At 65.2% G+C, this 17,952-nt stretch carries 14 protein-coding genes and 1 pseudogene; 14 read left to right on the plus strand and 1 reads right to left on the minus strand.

Going from position 1 to position 17,952, the window contains the following annotated elements:
- Nucleotides 1-87 precede the first annotated feature (87 nt).
- The 4 genes from N4G42_RS04420 to N4G42_RS04435 all read left to right on the plus strand — a co-directional run bounded on the left by N4G42_RS04420 (nt 88) and on the right by N4G42_RS04435 (nt 4,740).
- The gene (locus N4G42_RS04420) at nt 88-1,671 is read left to right on the plus strand and encodes an ABC transporter substrate-binding protein (protein ID WP_056059145.1); all 1,584 of its coding nucleotides are present in this window, start codon (nt 88-90) and stop codon (nt 1,669-1,671) included.
- A 128-nt stretch (nt 1,672-1,799) separates the two neighbouring features.
- Nucleotides 1,800-2,711, plus strand: a complete 912-nt coding sequence (locus tag N4G42_RS04425) for an ABC transporter permease (protein WP_056059141.1) — start codon at nt 1,800-1,802, stop codon at nt 2,709-2,711.
- A gap of 32 nt (nt 2,712-2,743) precedes the next feature.
- Nucleotides 2,744-3,730: an ABC transporter ATP-binding protein gene (locus N4G42_RS04430; protein ID WP_108498609.1), complete on the plus strand. Its 987-nt coding sequence runs from the start codon at nt 2,744-2,746 to the stop codon at nt 3,728-3,730.
- Nucleotides 3,727-4,740 (plus strand): ABC transporter ATP-binding protein, encoded by a 1,014-nt coding sequence (locus tag N4G42_RS04435; protein WP_056059138.1) that lies wholly within the window; start codon nt 3,727-3,729, stop codon nt 4,738-4,740. Before N4G42_RS04430 ends, N4G42_RS04435 begins: the two co-directional genes overlap by 4 nt.
- 153 nt (nt 4,741-4,893) lie before the next feature.
- Here N4G42_RS04435 and N4G42_RS04440 read toward each other — a convergent pair whose 3' ends face one another.
- Nucleotides 4,894-5,814 carry a LysR family transcriptional regulator gene (locus N4G42_RS04440; protein ID WP_146869945.1) on the minus strand — a complete coding sequence of 307 codons (921 nt, stop codon included), beginning with the start codon at nt 5,812-5,814 and terminating at the stop codon, nt 4,894-4,896.
- A gap of 162 nt (nt 5,815-5,976) precedes the next feature.
- Here N4G42_RS04440 and N4G42_RS04445 point away from each other — a divergent pair, with 162 nt between their 5' ends.
- From N4G42_RS04445 to N4G42_RS04490, 10 genes and pseudogenes are all read left to right on the plus strand, one after another.
- Complete coding sequence (locus N4G42_RS04445; protein ID WP_260666308.1) at nt 5,977-8,097, plus strand: 3-hydroxyacyl-CoA dehydrogenase NAD-binding domain-containing protein; 2,121 nt, start codon at nt 5,977-5,979, stop codon at nt 8,095-8,097.
- Nucleotides 8,098-8,221: 124 nt separating this feature from the next.
- Nucleotides 8,222-9,397 carry an acetyl-CoA C-acyltransferase gene (locus N4G42_RS04450; RefSeq protein WP_099731201.1) on the plus strand — a complete coding sequence of 392 codons (1,176 nt, stop codon included), beginning with the start codon at nt 8,222-8,224 and terminating at the stop codon, nt 9,395-9,397.
- Nucleotides 9,398-9,559: 162 nt separating this feature from the next.
- Nucleotides 9,560-10,756, plus strand: coding sequence for an acyl-CoA dehydrogenase family protein (locus N4G42_RS04455; protein ID WP_260666309.1), 1,197 nt, complete (start codon nt 9,560-9,562; stop codon nt 10,754-10,756).
- A gap of 10 nt (nt 10,757-10,766) precedes the next feature.
- Complete coding sequence (locus tag N4G42_RS04460; RefSeq protein WP_260666310.1) at nt 10,767-11,900, plus strand: acyl-CoA dehydrogenase family protein; 1,134 nt, start codon at nt 10,767-10,769, stop codon at nt 11,898-11,900.
- Between the two features lie 4 nt (nt 11,901-11,904).
- On the plus strand, nt 11,905-12,741 hold the full coding sequence (locus N4G42_RS04465) for an oxepin-CoA hydrolase, alternative type (RefSeq protein WP_056059949.1): 837 nt from the start codon (nt 11,905-11,907) through the stop codon (nt 12,739-12,741).
- On the plus strand, nt 12,738-13,985 hold the full coding sequence (locus N4G42_RS04470) for a CaiB/BaiF CoA transferase family protein (protein WP_099731198.1): 1,248 nt from the start codon (nt 12,738-12,740) through the stop codon (nt 13,983-13,985). Before N4G42_RS04465 ends, N4G42_RS04470 begins: the two co-directional genes overlap by 4 nt.
- A 78-nt stretch (nt 13,986-14,063) precedes the next feature.
- Nucleotides 14,064-15,071: a Bug family tripartite tricarboxylate transporter substrate binding protein gene (locus N4G42_RS04475; RefSeq protein WP_260666311.1), complete on the plus strand. Its 1,008-nt coding sequence runs from the start codon at nt 14,064-14,066 to the stop codon at nt 15,069-15,071.
- Between the two features lie 183 nt (nt 15,072-15,254).
- Complete coding sequence (locus N4G42_RS04480) at nt 15,255-16,268, plus strand: Bug family tripartite tricarboxylate transporter substrate binding protein (RefSeq protein WP_260666312.1); 1,014 nt, start codon at nt 15,255-15,257, stop codon at nt 16,266-16,268.
- Nucleotides 16,269-16,276: 8 nt separating this feature from the next.
- Nucleotides 16,277-17,842 carry a class I adenylate-forming enzyme family protein gene (locus N4G42_RS04485; RefSeq protein WP_260666314.1) on the plus strand — a complete coding sequence of 522 codons (1,566 nt, stop codon included), beginning with the start codon at nt 16,277-16,279 and terminating at the stop codon, nt 17,840-17,842.
- 32 nt (nt 17,843-17,874) lie between these two features.
- A pseudogene (locus N4G42_RS04490) lies at nt 17,875-17,952 on the plus strand (electron transfer flavoprotein subunit beta/FixA family protein); the annotation flags it as partial.

Below are 17,952 nucleotides of genomic sequence, written 5' to 3' on the forward strand. Positions count from 1 at the left end.
GCGTCTGACTTCTCCACGCACACACCGCTCACCCACCGGAAGTCTTCGTACCCTTCCATCCCACCCTTTCACTACCAGGAGATTTCCATGAAATTCCAGAAAAAAGTCGCTGTGACCGCTCTCTTCGCTGCGCTGGCTGCGACGAGTTTGGTAGCTCAGGCACAGACCGTTCGCATCGCCAACCAGGGCGATGCCCTGTCGATGGACCCGCACTCACTCAACGAGTCGCTGCAGCTGAGCGTGACCAGCAACGTTTACGAACCGCTGGTGGGCCGCAACAAGGACCTGAGCCTTGCGCCCGCATTGGCTACCAGCTGGAAGCAGATTGCCCCCACCGTGTGGCGCTTCGAGCTGCGCAAGGGTGTGCAGTTCCACGACGGCACGCCGTTCACTGCCGACGACGTGGTGTTCAGCTTTGCTCGCATGAAGGGCGATGGCTCTGACATGAAGGCCACCAACAGCGACATCAAGCAGGTGCGCAAGATCGACGACCACACGGTCGAGATCGACACCATGGCTCCCCAGCCCATCCTCCCGGACGTGATCACCACGTCCTACATCATGAGCAAGAAGTGGTGCGAGACCAATCAGGCCACAACCCCGGTAGACCGCCGCAAGGGCATCGAGAACGCGGCGTCGTTCCGCGCCAATGGCACCGGCCCCTTCCGCCTGCGTGAGCGCCAGCCCAACGTGCGCACGGTGTTCGTGCGCAATGGCGCCTACTGGGACAAGATCGAAGGCAACGCCACCGAAGTTGTGTTCACGCCCATCGGTAACGATGCCACGCGCGTGGCGGCCCTGCTGTCGGGCGAAGTGGACGTGATGGAGCCTGTGCCAGTGCAGGACATCGAGCGTATCAACGGCAGCGCCAATGCCCGCGCCATCACTGGCCCTGAGCTGCGCACCATCTTCCTGGGCATGGACCAGAAGCGCGACGAGCTGCTGTACTCCAACGTCAAGGGCAAGAACCCCTTCAAGGACAAGCGCGTGCGCCAGGCCTTCTACCAGGCCATCGACATCGAAGGCATCAAGAAGACTGTGATGCGAGGCGCCTCCAACCCCTCCGCGCTGATGGTGGGCCCCGGCATCAACGGCTTCCAGCCGGATGTCAAGCGCCTGCCCTATGACGTCGAAGCCGCCAAGAAGCTGATGGTTGAAGCCGGTTACCCCAACGGTTTTGAAGTCACCATGAACTGTCCCAACGACCGCTATGTGAATGACGGTCGCATCTGCCAGACGGTGGCTGCCAATCTGTCGCGCATCAACGTCAAGATCAACCTCGCGGCCGAGACCAAGGGCACGTACTTCCCCAAGGTGCTGCGCCGTGACACGAGCTTCTACATGCTGGGCTGGACCCCCACCACCTACGACTCGCACAACGCCCTGAATGCGCTGATGATCTGCCCCGACGACAAGACCGGAGCGGGCCAATTCAACCTGGGTGCGTATTGCAACCCCAAGCTGGACGAACTGACCAAGAAGATCCTGGTCGAGACCGACAAGCCCAAGCGCGATGCCATGATCAAGGAAGCCTTCGATGTGCACACCGCCGACGTAGGCCACCTGCCGCTGCACCAGCAGGCGCTGGCCTGGGGGGTGAGCAAGAAGGTCAAGCTGGTGCAGATGGCCGACAACTACATGCCTTTCAAGTGGATCACCGTGAGCAAGTAATCCTGCTTGTTCCCGCCTGATCGATACGACGACTACAACAACGACAACGCCATCGGCTGATTCAAGCCCGCAACAACACCCGCAGCTACCCGTTGCGCGTGTTGTTGCCTGTTGATTGGTTTCCCACAATGAAAACTACCCTTGCCCGCTGGTTCGACAGCGACGTTGGCTACAGCTTCCGCACATCGCCGGTCGCCATGCTGGCCGCCGCCATTGCGCTGATTTGCCTGTTCTGTTCGGTGTTCGCCGGATGGGTGGCGCCCCACAACCCGTTCGACCTCACCACGCTGGAGCTGAGCGACGCGCGGCTGCCCCCGGCGTGGAGCGAAATGGGCTCCATGAAATACCCCTTGGGCACCGATGACCAGGGCCGTGACATCCTGTCCGCGCTGATCTACGGTGCGCGCATCTCCCTCGTGGTCGGCATTGCCTCGGTGCTGCTCTCCGTGGTGGTGGGTGTGGCCTTCGGTCTGCTGGCCGGTTTCCGGGGCGGCTGGGTGGATGCTGTGCTCATGCGCCTGTGCGATGTGATGCTCTCCTTTCCTGCCATCCTGGTCGCGCTGCTGATTGCCGGCGTGGGTCGTGCGCTGTTTCCCAATGCGCACGAGTCGCTGGCGTTCGGGGTGCTGATCCTCTCCATCTCCCTCACCGGCTGGGTGCAATATGCCCGCACGGTGCGCGGCTCCACGCTGGTGGAGCGCAACAAGGAATACGTGCAGGCGGCCCGTGTGACGGGGGTCCCGCCGCTGCGCATCATGCGCAAGCATGTGCTGCCCAACGTGATGGGGCCCGTGCTGGTGCTGGCCACCATCCAGGTGGCCACGGCCATCATCACCGAAGCCACGCTGTCCTTCCTGGGTGTGGGCGCTCCGCCCACTTCGCCCTCGCTGGGCACGCTGATCCGCATCGGCAACGACTACCTGTTCTCGGGCGAATGGTGGATCACCGTGTTTCCTGGCGCCATGCTGGTGCTGATTGCGCTGTCGGTCAACCTGCTGGGTGACTGGCTGCGCGATGCCCTGAACCCGCGCCTGCGTTGAGCCACAACAAGAACAAGAAAAGCGATATCTCCATGAGCCTTCTCGAAGTCAAAAACCTCGTTGTCGAATTCCCGGGCCGCCGCGGTACCCTGCGCGCCCTGGACGACATTTCCTTCTCCATTGCGCCCGGCGAGATCCTGGGCGTGGTGGGGGAGTCCGGCGCCGGCAAGTCACTCACCGGCGCGGCCATCATCGGTCTGCTGGAGCCGCCGGGCCGTGTGGCCTCGGGCCAGATCCTGCTGGAGGGCCAGCGCATCGACAACCTCAGCAATGAGGAAATGCGCCACATCCGTGGTCGCCGCATTGGCGCGATCTTTCAGGACCCGCTGACCTCGCTGAACCCGCTGTACACGGTGGGCCGACAGCTCACCGAAACCATCCTGGCGCACCTGCCGGTCAACGCCGCCGAGGCCCGCCAGCGTGCCATTCAGTTGCTCAAGGACACCGGCATCCCGGCAGCTGAAGAGCGCATTGACCACTATCCGCACCAGTTTTCCGGTGGAATGCGCCAGCGTGTGGTGATCGCCCTGGCCCTGGCGGCCGAGCCCAAACTCATCGTGGCCGATGAGCCCACCACGGCGCTGGATGTGTCCATCCAGGCGCAGATCATCACGCTGCTCAAGAACATCTGCAAATCACGCGGTGCGGCCGTGATGCTGATCACCCACGACATGGGCGTGATTGCCGAAACCTGTGATCGCGTGGCCGTGCTGTACGCCGGCCGCGTGGCCGAGATCGGTCCGGTGCACGATGTGATCAATCAGCCATCGCACCCTTACACCAGCGGTCTCATGGCCTCCATCCCCGACATGACGATGGACCGTGAACGTTTGAACCAGATCGATGGCGCCATGCCGCGCCTGAACGCCATTCCCCGTGGCTGCGCCTACAACCCCCGCTGCCCCAAGACCTTTGACCGCTGCATGACCGACCGCCCCGACCTGATGGATGCAGGCGCTACACGCGCTGCTTGCTGGCTGCACGCTGGTGCCGCGACCCAAGCCGAGGTGACCGCATGAGTGCCACCGCAACGAAAAGCAAGGCCCTGGTCCAGGCGCACGACCTGGCCAAGACCTTTGACGTCTCCGCTCCCTGGCTCAACCGTGTGATCGAACGCAAGCCCCGCACCCTGTTGCATGCGGTGGATGGCGTGAGCTTCGAGATCGAGAAGGGCAAGACGCTGGCCCTGGTGGGCGAGTCCGGCTGCGGCAAGAGCACCGTGGCCCGCCTGCTGGTGGGGTTGTACGAGCCCACCCGCGGCGGTCTCACCTTCGACAACCAGGACGCGCACGCCGCCTTCAAGGGCAACGATGCCAAGGCCATGCGCCGCCGCATCCAGATGATCTTCCAGGACCCGTACGCCAGCCTTAATCCGCGCTGGCTGGTGGAGGACATCATTGGAGAGCCACTGAAAGAACACGGCCTCATCACCGACAAGGAACAGCTCAAAACCCGCGTGGGCGAGTTGCTCAAGTCCGTGGGGCTGTCGCCGCTGGACATGGTCAAGTACCCGCACCAGTTCTCGGGCGGGCAGCGCCAGCGCATCTCGATTGCACGCGCCCTTGCCACCGAACCCGAGTTCCTGGTGTGCGACGAGCCCACCAGCGCGCTCGATGTGTCGGTGCAGGCCCAGGTCCTCAACATCATGAAGGACCTGCAGCGCGAACGGCAGCTCACCTACCTGTTCATCAGCCACAACCTGGCCGTGGTGCGCCACGTGAGCGACCAGGTCGGCGTGATGTACCTGGGCCGGCTGGTCGAGCTGGCCGACAAACACACGTTGTTCGATACACCGCGTCACCCCTACACGCGCATGTTGCTCGATGCCATCCCCAAGATGCACGACACCGGCAAGGCCCGCACCCCCGTCCAGGGCGAGGTGCCGAACCCGCTGAACCCGCCGCCCGGCTGTGCGTTCAACCCGCGCTGCCCCCATGTGAATGACCGCTGCCGCACCGAGCGCCCCCAGCTCCTGAGCATTGGCGGCATTCGCATTGCGTGCCATGCGGTGGAGGAAGGGCGGATTTGATGCCAGCCGCCACGCGGGTGTGCTGACGCGCGGCGGAGGGACTCATCCCGCATTGCTACTGTCGCAGTAGCGATTGCTATCAATAAAATAGCTGCTAGTGCAATGAGTACCTGCGCTTGCGGCTATTTTTGCTTGTAAACGCGCAGAAGATGCTCATCCTGGCTCCGCAGTCACTCCTTGGCCGGCTGCCGGCAGGGCCCGCCCCAGCAGGTAGTCAATGCAGGTGCGCACTGCCCGGGTCTGGTGGCGGTTGGGCATGTAGAGCATGAACATCTGGGTGCCAAAAATGCTCAGTCGCCAGTCGTCGAGTGTGGTCAGCACTTCGCCGCTGGTCACGGCGTCCTGCACCACGTAATCCGGTACCAGCCCTACGCCCAGCCCTGCCAGGATGCCCTGGCGCAGAAACGGAAAGTGCTCCGAAATGAGGGTGGGCTCCAGCATGGCTTCCTGGCGCTGGTCACCCCGGTATCCGCGCAGGCGCAGCTGCTTGCCTACCACCCCTGCGGTGATCACCGGCGCGGCCTGCAGAGCTTCGAAGTCCTGGGGCAGCCCATGCGTTTCGGCGTACTCCCGCGATGCGCAGGCGATGTAGCGCACGCTGCCCAAGTCGCGCGCCACCAGCGTGGGCGGGGGCTCGGGCATCACGCGGATGGCGATGTCCACCTCATCGCGGATGAGGTCGTCCACCCGGTTTTCAAAGCGCACATCCAGCACGATGCCAGGGTACAGCCGCTTGAAGTCGATCAGCCAGTCCGACATCACCATCTGCCCGTAGCCACTGGGTACGCTCAGGCCCACGCGGCCCTGCAGGCCTTGGCCCAGCGTGGCAATCGTCTCGCGCGCGGCCAGCATTTCGTTCTGAATGGCGCGGCCGTGGGCGTACAGGCGCAGGCCCACCTCAGTGGGCTCCACCCGGCGCGTGGTACGGCGCACCAGCTGCACACCCACCGATTTTTCCAACTGGTGCAGGTGGTAGCTCACATTCGCACGCGTCATCTTCAGGTTGCGCGCGGCCTGACTCAGGTTGCCAGCATCAAGGATGTCGACCAGCACGGTGAGGGAGGTGAGTTCCATAGGCGAGATAGGTGGGGCGGCGCCTGAACGCTCGCTTGCCTCAGTTTGTCAAAGAAAGTTTGACAGTCTGTCAATGGGCTATGTAATTGTCAAGATTACTTCGCGCATCAACAATCCCCCAGTCATCAACAGGCACAGCCATTGACCAGGAGACTTCCCCGTATGCATGCCGCCGCTGCCGCATCTTCCGTTGTTACTACCGCGCTGCATGGCGATGTTCTGGTCGTCACCATCGACAACCCGCCCGTCAACGCCCTGGGCGCCGCCGTGCGCCAGGGCCTGTTGGCGGCCATGCAGCAGGCGCAGGCCGATGCCGCCGTGGTCGCCGTGCTGCTGGTGGGCGCGGGCAAGGCCTTCATTGCCGGGGCGGACATCCGCGAATTCGGCAAGCCACCGGTAGCACCCATCCTGCCCGAGGTCTGCCGCGCCATCGAAAACCTGAACAAGCCCGTGGTGGCCGTGCTGCACGGCGCAGCCCTGGGCGGCGGGCTGGAGGTGGCTTTGTCGGCCCACTACCGACTGGCCTTGCCCGCCGCCACGCTGGGCCTGCCTGAGGTGAACCTGGGCCTGCTGCCTGGCTCGGGTGGCACGCAGCGCGCCCCGCGCCTGATGGGCGTGCAGGCTGCGACCACCCTCATGCTCAGTGGCCAGCCCCTCAAGGCCCAGGCCGCGCTGCAAGCCGGCCTGGTTGACAAGCTGGTGGAAGGCACCGACCCGCTGGCCGCAGGCCTGGCCAACGTGCGCGAACTGCTGGCTGCCAACGCCCCCGTGCGCCGCACGCGTGACCTGGCCATTGCCGAGCCGCAGGCTGCGCTGGCTTGGCTGGAAGAGCAAAAGGCTGAGACGGCCAAGAAGTCGCGCGGCCTGTTCTCGCCCCTCAAGATCATCGAATGCGTGCAGGCTGCACTGCAGTTGCCGTTTGAAGAAGGCATGGCCCGCGAACGTGCGCTGTTCATGGAATGCATCGACAGCCCGCAACGCGCCGGGCTCATCCACGCCTTTTTTGCCGAGCGTGAAGTGGTCAAAGTGCCTGAGGCCCAGGCCGCGCAGCCACGCACTGTCGCCAGCATCGCCGTCATCGGCGGCGGCACCATGGGCGCGGGCATTGCCGTGGCAGCCCTCGATGCCGGCTTGCCGGTGACCATGATCGAGCGCGATGCCGAGTCCATTGCCCGGGGCCGCGCCAATGTCGAGAAGGTCTACAACGCCCTGGTGGCCAAGGGCCGCATGACCGAGGCCGCCCAGGCCGCCGTGATGGCGCGCTACACCGGCAGCACCGACTATGCCGACATCGCCCAGGTGGACCTGGTGATCGAGGCCGTGTTTGAAGACATCGAGGTCAAGAAGGCCGTGTTCCGCGAGCTCGACCGCGTGTGCAAGCCCGGTGCTGTGCTGGCTACCAACACGTCTTACCTCGACATCGACGCCATTGCCGCTGCCACTGGCCGCCCGCAGGACGTGATCGGCCTGCACTTCTTCAGCCCCGCCAACATCATGAAGCTGCTGGAGATCGTGGTGCCCGCCAAGGTTGCTCCCGACGTGGTGGCCACGGCGTTTGAGCTGGCCAAGAAGCTCAAAAAGGTGCCTGTGCGCGCCGGTGTGTGCGACGGCTTTATCGGCAACCGCATCCTGGCCGTGTACAAGCAGGCGGCCGACTACCTGCTGGAAGACGGTGCCAGCCCGTATGAGATCGACGCCGCCGTGCGCGGCTTTGGTTTTGCCATGGGCCCGTTCCAGGTGACAGACCTGGCCGGTGGCGACATCGGCTGGGCCACGCGCAAGCGCCGCGCTGCCACGCGCGACCCCAAGGCCCGGTACGTGGAGATTGCCGACCGCATCTGCGAACGCGGCTGGTTTGGTCAGAAGACCGGGCGCGGGTTCTACCTGTACCCCGACGGTGCCCGCACGGGCCAGCCCGACCCGGAAGTGCTGGCCATAGTGGATGCCGAGCGCGCCAAGAAAGGCGTCACGCCCCGCAGCTTCAGCGCCGACGAGATCATGCGCCGCTACATGGCCGCCATGGTCAACGAAGGCGCCAAAGTGGTGGCCGAAGGCATTGCCCTGCGCCCGCTGGATGTGGACGTGACCTTTGTCGCGGGCTACGGCTTTCCGCGCCACCGTGGCGGGCCGATGAAGTGGGCCGACATGACAGGGCTGGACAAGGTGCTGGCCGATATCCGCGAGTTCGCCCAGGAAGACCCTCTGTTCTGGCAGCCCGCGCCGCTGCTGGAAAAGCTGGTAGCCGAGGGGCGCAATTTCGACAGCCTGAACAAGGCTGCATAGCGCAGAGTCTGCCTGACCTGCATTGCACGCGAAGCGTTTTCCATCAGTCCCACCGTATTCGAGTCATATTGGCCTCTAGCGCTTTATGAATAAGCGCAAACAGCTATTAAATCAGGAGCAAATCATGCGTGAAGCCGTCATCGTTTCCACCGCCCGCACCCCGCTGACCAAGTCGCACCGGGGCGAGTTCAATGCCACACCCGGCCCGCAGCTGGCGGCCTTTTCCGTCAAGGCGGCGGTCGAGCGCTCGGGCATCGACCCCGAGCTGATCGAAGACCTGGTGATGGGCTGCGGCTACCCCGAGGGCATCACCGGCAAGAACATTGGCCGCCAGACGGCGCTGCGTGCGGGCCTGCCCCTGTCGGTGGCCGGCATGGTGGCCAGCCGCTTTTGCGCGTCGGGCCTGCAGTCGGTGGCGATTGCCGCAGGCCGCATCGTGGCCGAAGGCGTGCCCGCCATGGTGGCGGGCGGGGTGGAAAGCATCTCGGCCATCCGGACCGGCAACCCGGCAGACATCGACCCCTGGCTGCAAGAGCACAAGCCCGACCTCTACATGGCCATGATCGACACCGCCGACATCGTGGCCCACCGCTATGGCATCAGCCGCGAAGACCAGGATGCGTTCTCGCTGCTAAGCCAGCAACGCACCGCCGCCGCACAGCAGGCCGGCGTGTTCGCTGACGAGATCGTGCCCTGCACCACGCGCATGATGGAAAAAAACAAGGAAACCGGCGAGGTCACCTACCGTGAAGTGACCGCCACACACGACAACTGCAATCGCGCCAGCACCACGCTGGAAGGTCTTGCCAAGCTGGAGCCGGTGAAAGGTCCGGGCCAGTTCATCACCGCAGGCAACGCCTCGCAACTGTCCGACGGCTCCAGCGCCTGCGTGCTCATGGAAGCGAAAGAAGCCGAGCGCCGTGGCCTGCAGCCCTTGGGCGCGTTCCGTGGCTTTGCGGTGGCGGGTTGCGAGCCCGACGAAATGGGCATTGGCCCCGTGTTTGCCGTGCCCAAGCTGCTGGCGCGCCACGGCCTCACGGTGCAGGACATTGACCTGTGGGAGATGAACGAAGCCTTCGCCTCGCAGGCCCTGTACTGCCAGCGCCGCCTGGGCATTCCGTCCGAGCGGCTGAACGTGAACGGCGGGGCGATTGCCATTGGCCACCCCTTTGGCATGACCGGTGCACGTCTGGTGGGCCACCTGCTGCTCGAAGGCCGCCGCCGCAAGGCCAAGTACGGCGTGGTGACGATGTGCATCGCCGGTGGCATGGGCGCTGCAGGCCTGTTCGAGATTTATTGAAACACCCCCTGAGCGGCTGGCGCCGCTTCCCCCTCTCCTGCGGGAGGGGGACGACGCCCTCGCTGCGGGGCGGCCCTTGCTCGGCGTCCCCCGCCTGGGGCGCGCCAGTGCAAAGGCCGTATACAGGCGCACAGCGCCATGGATGACTGAGGAAAACCGTCAATGGACCTGAATTTCACCCCCGAAGAAGAAGCCTTCCGCGCCGAGGTGCAGGCTTTCTTGAAAGCCAAGCTGCCCGAGCGCATCGCCACCAAGGTCAAGGCCGGGCAGCGCCTGACCAAGGCGGACCAGGACGAGTGGCACGCCATCCTGAACGAGCGCGGCTGGCTGGCCAACCACTGGCCCGAAGCCTATGGCGGCCCCGGCTGGGGGGCCGTCGAGAAGTTCATTTTCGACACCGAATGCGCCCTGGCCGGTGGCCCGCGCATCGTGCCCTTTGGCGTGAACATGCTGGGCCCGGTGCTCATCAAGTTTGGCAACGAGGCACAGAAAAAATACTGGCTGCCGCGCATCCTGAGCGGTGAGGACTGGTGGTGCCAGGGCTACTCCGAACCTGGCGCGGGCTCGGACCTGGCCTCGGTCAAGACCACGGCGGTGCGCCAGGGCGACCACTACATCGTCAACGGCCAGAAGACCTGGACCACCCAGGGCCAGCACGCCAACATGATCTTCTGCCTGGTGCGCACCGACCGCGAAGCCAAGGCGCAGTCGGGCATCAGCTTCTTGCTGGTGGACATGAACTCGCCCGGCGTGGAGCTGCGCCCCATCCGCACGCTCGATGGCGACAAGGAAGTCAACGAGGTGTTCTTCACCGATGTGAAGGTGCCCGTGGAAAACCTGGTGGGCGAGGAGAACAAGGGCTGGACCTACGCCAAGTACCTGCTGACCTATGAGCGCACGGGCATTGCAGGCGTGGGCTTTTGCATTGCCGCGCTGGCCAAGCTCCAGGTGATTGCCGCCAAGGTCATCAAAAACGGCAAGCCGCTGGATCAGGACCCACTGTTTGCCGCCCGCATGGCCCAGGTCGAGATTGACCTGGAGAACATGAAGACCACCAACCTGCGCGTGATTGCCGCCGTGGCCGGTGGCGGCGTGCCAGGGGCTGAAAGCTCCATGCTCAAGATTCGCGGCACCGAGATCCGGCAGGAGATCCTCTCGCTCATCCGCCGTGCGGTGGGCCCGTACGCGCTGCCTTTCATCGAAGAAGCGCAGTACGAAGGCTATGCCGATGAACCCGTGGGGCGGAAGGAGGCAGCGACGGCAGCTGCGAATTACTTCAACTACCGCAAGCTGTCGATCTTTGGCGGCTCCAATGAAATCCAGAAGAACATCATTTCAAAAATGATTTTGGGCCTGTGAGGTTGCCGCGATGAACTTTGAACATACCGAAGACCGCCGCATGCTGGCGGACACCCTGAACCGTTTTGTGGCCGAGCAGTACGGGATCGAGACGCGCAACCACATCGCCTACGGCGACAGCGGCATGGACGCGGCGCTGTGGAGCCGCTTTGCCGAGCTGGGCGCGATTGGCGCACTCTTCCCCGAAGCCGATGGCGGCTTCGGCGGCGCAGGCTTTGATGTGGCCGTGGTGTTTGAAGCCCTGGGCAGCGGCCTGGTGGTGGAGCCCTTCGTCGGCGCGCTGGTGGTGGGCCGGGCGCTGGGCCTGGCGGGCAGCGCTGCGCAAAAGGAACACATCGCCAGCATCATCGACGGCAGCACCGCGGTGACCCTGGCGCACGAGGAAGCCGGCGCGCACTACGCCCTGAACCGCGTGACCACCCGCGCCGTGCGCAATGGCGACGGCTGGTTGCTCACCGGCCACAAGGCCGTGGTGCTGCATGGCGACCAGGCTCAACTGCTACTGGTCAGTGCCCGCACAGCGGGCGCTGTGGACGATGAAGACGGCATCTCGCTGTTCCTGGTGCCCGCCGATGCTGCAGGCCTGAGCCGCCGTGGCATGGGCCGCATCGATGGTGGCCGTGTGGCCGAAGTCACGCTGCAAAACGTGCAGGTGGGCGCAGGGGCCTTGCTGGGCGCAGAAGGGCAGGGCTTTGCCACGCTGGAGCACGCGGTGGGCTGGGGCATTCTGGCCGTGTGTGCCGAGGCGCTGGGCGCCATGGATGTGGCCAAGAAGCACACGCTGGATTACCTGCAAACGCGCAAGCAGTTTGGCGTACCCATCGGCAGCTTTCAGGCTCTGCAGCACCGCATGGCCGACCTGCTGCTGGAAGTGGAGCAGGCACGCTCGGCCGTCATCAATGCGGCAGCAGCCATGGAAAGCACCGACCGCACCGAGCGCGAGCGTGCGCTGTCCGCCGCCAAGGTCACCATGGGCCGCATTGGCGCGCTGGTGGCCGAGGAAAGCATCCAGCTGCACGGTGGCATTGGCATGACGTGGGAGCTGCCGCTGTCGCACTACGCCAAGCGCCTCGTCATGGTGGACCACCAGTTTGGCGATGAAGACCACCACCTGGCGCGCTTTATCGCGCTGGGCCGGAGCTGAAGCCATGGAGCAGCCACTGCCTCTGCTGCAACGCCGTGAGGGCGCGGTGCTCGTGCTCTCCAACAACAACCCTGCCGCGCGCAATGCGCTGTCGCCCGCGTTCTATGCAGCGCTGACCGAGGCACTGGCACAGGCCGAGGCTGACCCTACCGTCGGCGCCATCGTGCTCACGGGCGAGGATGGGCACTTCTGCGCGGGCGGTGACCTGCGCCAGCTGGCCAAGCGCCGTGAGCTGCCCATCGAAGAGCGCCGCGCCAAGCTCGAAGGCCTGCACGACCTGATCCGCACCGTGCGCGATTGCCGCAAGCCGGTGATTGCAGCGGTGGAGGGCGCTGCCGCTGGTGCGGGCCTGTCGCTGGCGCTGGCCTGCGACATGCTGGTGGCTGCGCGTAACGCCGTGTTTTCGGTCGCGTATGTTAAGGTGGGTCTCACGCCCGACGGCGGCGCCACTGCCTTCCTGGCCGAGTTCGTGTCGCGCCAGGTGCTGACCGAGCTGTGCCTCACCGGCGAACGCATCTCTGGCGAGCGACTGCATGCACTCGGCCCGGTCAACCGACTGGCCGAACCGGGTGAGGCGCTGACGCAGGCATTGGCATTGGCCGCGCAGGTGGCCACCGGGCCGGACCTGGCCATGGGCCGCATCAAGGCGCTGTGCCGCAGTGCCTACGTCCAGCCACTGGACGATCAGCTGGAGTTGGAAGCACAGCTCATGGTGCAGTCGCAAGCCACCGAAGAATCCCGCGAAGGCGTTGGTGCGTTTCTGGAAAAACGCCCGGCCGATTTCGCCCGCCTGCGCCAGGTCAATGCCGCTGGCGCGGGTACACAAGACACTACGCAATGACCTCCACCACCCCCACCCCCCCATTGCCCGAGGGCATGGACTTCCCGCTCGAAGGCGTGCGCGTGCTCGACCTCTCGCGTGTGTTTGCGGGCCCGCTGTGCGGCCAGGTACTGGCCGACTTTGGTGCCGACGTCATCAAGGTGGAACACCCCGGCCGGGGTGACGACACCCGCGACTGGGGCATGCGCATCGGCAAGACCGAGACCACCTACTACAACAGCATGAACCGCAACAAGCGGTCCATCACGGTGGATTTGCAGACGCCCGAAGGCGTGAAGATCATCCGCGACCTGCTGCCGCAGTGCGACGTGGTGGTCCAGAACTTCAAGACCGGCGGCGCCGAGAAGCTGGGCCTGGGCTACGAGCAGCTCAAGGCCATCAAGCCCGACCTCATCTACTGCTCGGTGGCGGGCTACGACAGCTCCGGCCCCGAGGCCAAGCGCCCCGGTTATGACCTGGTGATCCAGGGCGAGGCGGGTCTGATGGCCATCAACGGTGAGGCCAGCCAGCCCCCGCTGAAGTTCGGCGTGGCCGCGGTGGACATGATGACCGGCATGTATGCGGCGCAGGCCGTGCTGGCCGCGCTGTTCCGGCGGGAGCGCACGGGCAAGGGCCGCCACATCGAGATGGCGCTGTACGACTGCGGTCTGATGATCACCGGCTACTACGGCCTGGACGCCATGCTGCTGGGCCACGACCCGCAGCGCTACGGCAACGCCCACCCGTCCATCGTGCCCTACGGCATGTTCGAGGCACAGGACGGTCCGCTCATCATCGCCGTGGGCAACAACAGCCAGTTCGACAAGTTCTGCCGTCAGGTGGTGATGCGCCCGGACATCGTGGAAGACCCCCGTTTTGCCACCAATGTCGAGCGTGCCCGCAATCGACTGACCCTGCTGCCCGAGATGAAGGCGTTGATTGCCAGCTTCCCGCGTGATGTGCTGCTCGAACGCCTGACCGCTGCTGGCATCCCTTGCGGCAGGGTGGCTGGCTTGCACGAAGCGCTGACCAGCGAGCGTACGCGGCGTGGCGGCCTCCTGCAGGAAATGCCCCACCCCGTGGCGGGCACCACGCATGTGTTCGCGCCGCCTTATCGGCTGGACGGCCAGCGCCTGCCCATCCGCAACGCACCGCCCACCCTGGGCGACGCCACGCGCGATGTGCTGCAGCAGCTGCTGCAACTGCCAGAGGCCGAGCTTCAGGCCCTGCGCGACAAGGGTGTGCTCACACTTCCCCCGCTTTAATAGCTATAAAAATAATAGCGGAAAGCGCTTGCGGAACAAGCGCTATCGACCTTTTCCTATTGCCATCCGGAGACAAACATGAACTTCTTCCGTATTCCCCGCCGCAGGGTCCTGCAGGGCCTGGCCGCCCTCATCGGCACCGGCCTGCTGGGCTCGGCCCTGGCGCAGGCGGGTAAGGACGCCTGGCCTGCCAAGCCTATCAAGCTGATCGTGCCGTACCAGGCCGGTGGCGCCACCGACATCACCGCCCGCGCGCTGGGCGAGAAGCTCTCGGCCCGCCTGGGCCAGCCTGTTCTGGTGGACAACCGCGGCGGAGCCGGCGGCGTGACCGGCACCGACCAGGCGCTCAAGTCGCCGGCCGACGGCTACACCCTGCTGGTGTCCCTGGGCACCACCATGCTCATCAACCAGTTCCTGTACGACCGCCTGCCATACCAGCCGCAAAAGGACCAGGCCCTCATCACGCAGATCGCGCTGGCGCCGGTGGTGCTGTTGGTCAACCCGCAGCTGCCGGTCAACAACGCAGCGGAGCTGATGGCCTACATCGACCGCAACAAGGGCAAGATCGCCTATGGCTCGTGGGGCATGGGTTCGTACGCCCACCTGGCGGGTGCGTGGCTGTCCGACAAGCACAAGGCCGATATGAACCACGTGGCCTACAAGGGCGAGGCGCCCATGCTGCAGGATCTCGTGGGCGGGCAGTTCCAGATGGCGTTTGCCAGCCTGCAGTCGGCCCGGCCCTACATCGAATCGGGCCGCCTCAAGCCACTGGCCGTGACCGGCGCGCAGCGCATGGACGCGCTGCCCAAAGTGGCCACGATGGCTGAGCAGGGTATCAAGGACGAGGTCTTCCAGGTGACGGGCTGGGTGGGCATGAGCGCACCCGCCAAGACACCGCCCGAAGTCGTAGCCCGGCTTGGCGTTGAGCTGCAGGCCGTGATCGCGATGCCCGAAGTGCGCGACCGCATCCAGCAGATGGGTTTCATCCCCGTGGGCAGCAGTCCCGAGCAGTTCAGCGCCCAGTTCAAGAAGGACGCACCGGTGTGGGAGCGCGTGGTGAAGGTCTCTGGCGCGAAACTAGATTGACACCCCCCTGAGCCGCTGCGCGGCTTCCCCCCGCTCTCGCATGGCTGCGCCATGCGGGCAGGGGGACGCAGCCAGCGCGGCGGGGCGGCCCTTGCGCGGTTGCTCTCGCTTCGGCCTCGCCAGTTTCGGACGGCGTGGGCCTACGCAGCGCTTAGGACCACTGAAAGACAAGACGTTTTCGCCATGAACAAACCATCTCTTTTCCCTGCTGCTTTCTCCCGTCGCACCGTGCTGTCAGCCGCTGCTGCAGTGTCGGTCATGGGCCTGTTGGGCTCGGTCCCAGCACACGCCCAGGCCTGGCCCAACAAGATGATCAAGCTCGTGGTGCCCTTCCCGGCAGGGGGGCCCACCGATACGGCCTCGCGCATCGTCGGCCAGAAGCTGGCTGAGCGGCTGAAGCAGCCCGTGGTGGTGGAGAACCGCGCGGGCGCTTCGGGCTCGATTGCCGCGCAGCAGATCGCCAAGACCCCTGGCGACGGCTACACGCTCATGATGCTGGCCACGCCCACGCTGTTGGCTCCGCACCTGTACAAAAAGGCGGGCTACGACACCACCAAGGATTTCGTGTCCGTGGCTACCGTGTACGACCTGCCCATCGTAGTGGTGGTCAACCCGGCGCAGATGCCTACCGTGACCGATCTGCAAAAGCTCATCACCCACGCCAAGGCGCGGCCTGGTCAGCTCAACTACACCTCCTCGGGCGTGGGCAGCTTTGGCCACCTGAGCATGGAGCTGCTCAAGCAGCTGGGTCAATTCGAGATGGAGCATGTGCCCTACAAGGGCGGTGTGCCTGCCATCACCGACACGCTGGGCGGCCAGGTGCCCATGATGTATGCAGACCTCGTGGCAGCGCTGCCCCATATCCAGACGGGCAAGCTGCGCGCCATTGCCGTGGGCTCGCCGCAGCGCGTGGGCGTGATCCCCAACGTGCCCACCATTGCCGAGCAGGGCTTCAAGGGCTTTGATGCCGTGTCGTGGGGCGGCCTGATGGCCCCGCCCGGCACGCCCAAGGATGTGGTCGAGCGCATCAGCACCGAAGTCAAAGCCATCCTGGCCGACAAGGAAGTGCAGGACAAGCTGCTCAACGCCGGTGCCATCGCCAACTACCAGGGCCCGGACCAGATGGCCAAGCGCGTGCGTGGCGATTACGCCAAGTGGGGCCAGGTGATCCGCGACAAGGGCATCGTCTTCGAGTAAGTTGGGCCATGACCAACGCAACTGCCTCTGCCCCTTTGCCCCCTTTCCGCCGGGTCTCCGATCTGCTGCGTGACAACGCGCGGCAGCGCCCGCAGGCCAGCGCCCTGGCCGATGACGACTCCGCGTTGAAATGGGCCGCACTCGATGCCCTGGTGGACCGCGTGGCCGCATCGTTGCAGCAGGCGGGCCTGCACTCGGGCGATGTGGTTGCCGTGTGCGCCGCGTCGTCTGTGCGTTATGCCGCCGTGTACCTGGGCGCCCTGCGTGCGGGTGTGGTAGTGGCACCGCTGGCACCCTCCGTCACGCCCGATGCGATGGCGTCCATGCTGGGCGATGCCCAGGCGCGCCTGCTGTTTGCCGATGCGCAGGGCAGGGCGGCGGTGCCGCCGGCAGTGATGGAAGGCGCCGGTGCGCTGCCCCTGGTGGCGCTGGACGATACCGGCGCGGGCACGCCGTGGATTGAGTGGCTCGCTCCCGAAGGCGCCGCACCGCAGCCGGTGGACGTGGGGCCCGAGCACCCGTTCAACATCATTTATTCCTCCGGCACCACCGGCAACCCCAAGGGCATCGTGCAATCGCACGGCATGCGCTGGGCGCATCTGGTGCGCGGCCTGGCGCAGGGCTACGGTCCAGATAGCGTCACGTTGCTGGCCACGCCGCTGTATTCCAACACCACGCTGGTGTCATTTTTCCCCGGCCTGTGCTGGGGCGGCAGCGTGCGGCTGATGCCAAAGTTCGATGCGCTGCGCTACTTACAGACCGCGCAGCAGATCCGCGCCACGCATTCCATGCTGGTGCCGGTGCAATACCAGCGCATCATGGCGCTGCCGCAGTTTGGTGAATTCGACCTGTCGTGCTTTCGCGCCAAGTTCTGCACCAGCGCGCCGTTCCGTGCCGAGCTCAAGGCCGACATCCTGGCGCGCTGGCCGGGCGCGCTGTACGAGTTCTACGGCATGACCGAAGGCGGCGGCACCTGCATCCTGGCGGCGCACGAGCACCCGGACAAGCTGCACACTGTGGGCCAGCCCGCATCCACCAGCGATATCCGCCTGATCGACGAAGAGGGCCATGAGCTGCCGCCCGGTGCCACCGGCGAGGTGGTGGGCCACTCGCCCGGCATGATGACCGGCTACCACCGGCAGCCCGACAAGACGCGCGAGGCCGAGTGGTTTGATGCCACCGGCAAGCGCTTCATCCGCACGGGCGATGTGGGCCTGTTTGACGCGCAGGGCTTTCTGACCCTGCTGGACCGCCGCAAGGACATGGTCATCAGCGGGGGCTTCAACATCTACCCCAGCGACCTCGAAGCAGAGCTGCGCAAGCATCCCGCCGTGGAGGACGTGGCCGTGACCGGCGTGCCCTCCGAACAGTGGGGCGAGACGCCGGTGGCCTTTGTGTGCCGCCGACCGGGCGCCACCGAAGACGCCACCCAGATCATGGGTTGGTACAACGCCCGGGCGGGCAAAACGCAGCGGCTGGCTGCGCTGCATTTCATCGATGAGCTGCCGCGCAGCGCCATCGGCAAGGTGCTCAAGCGTGAATTGCGTGACCTGCACCGCACGCTGTCGCACTGATCGATTTCCTGTTTTTTCAGAAAGACCCAACCATGAAAGTTCTCGTTCCCGTCAAGCGCGTGGTGGACTACAACGTGAAGGTCCGCGTGAAGTCGGACAACACGGGTGTG

Origin of the sequence: Acidovorax sp. K2F (genome assembly GCF_025246485.1) — a bacterium.
Classification (GTDB): Bacteria; Pseudomonadota; Gammaproteobacteria; order Burkholderiales; family Burkholderiaceae_C; genus Acidovorax; species Acidovorax delafieldii.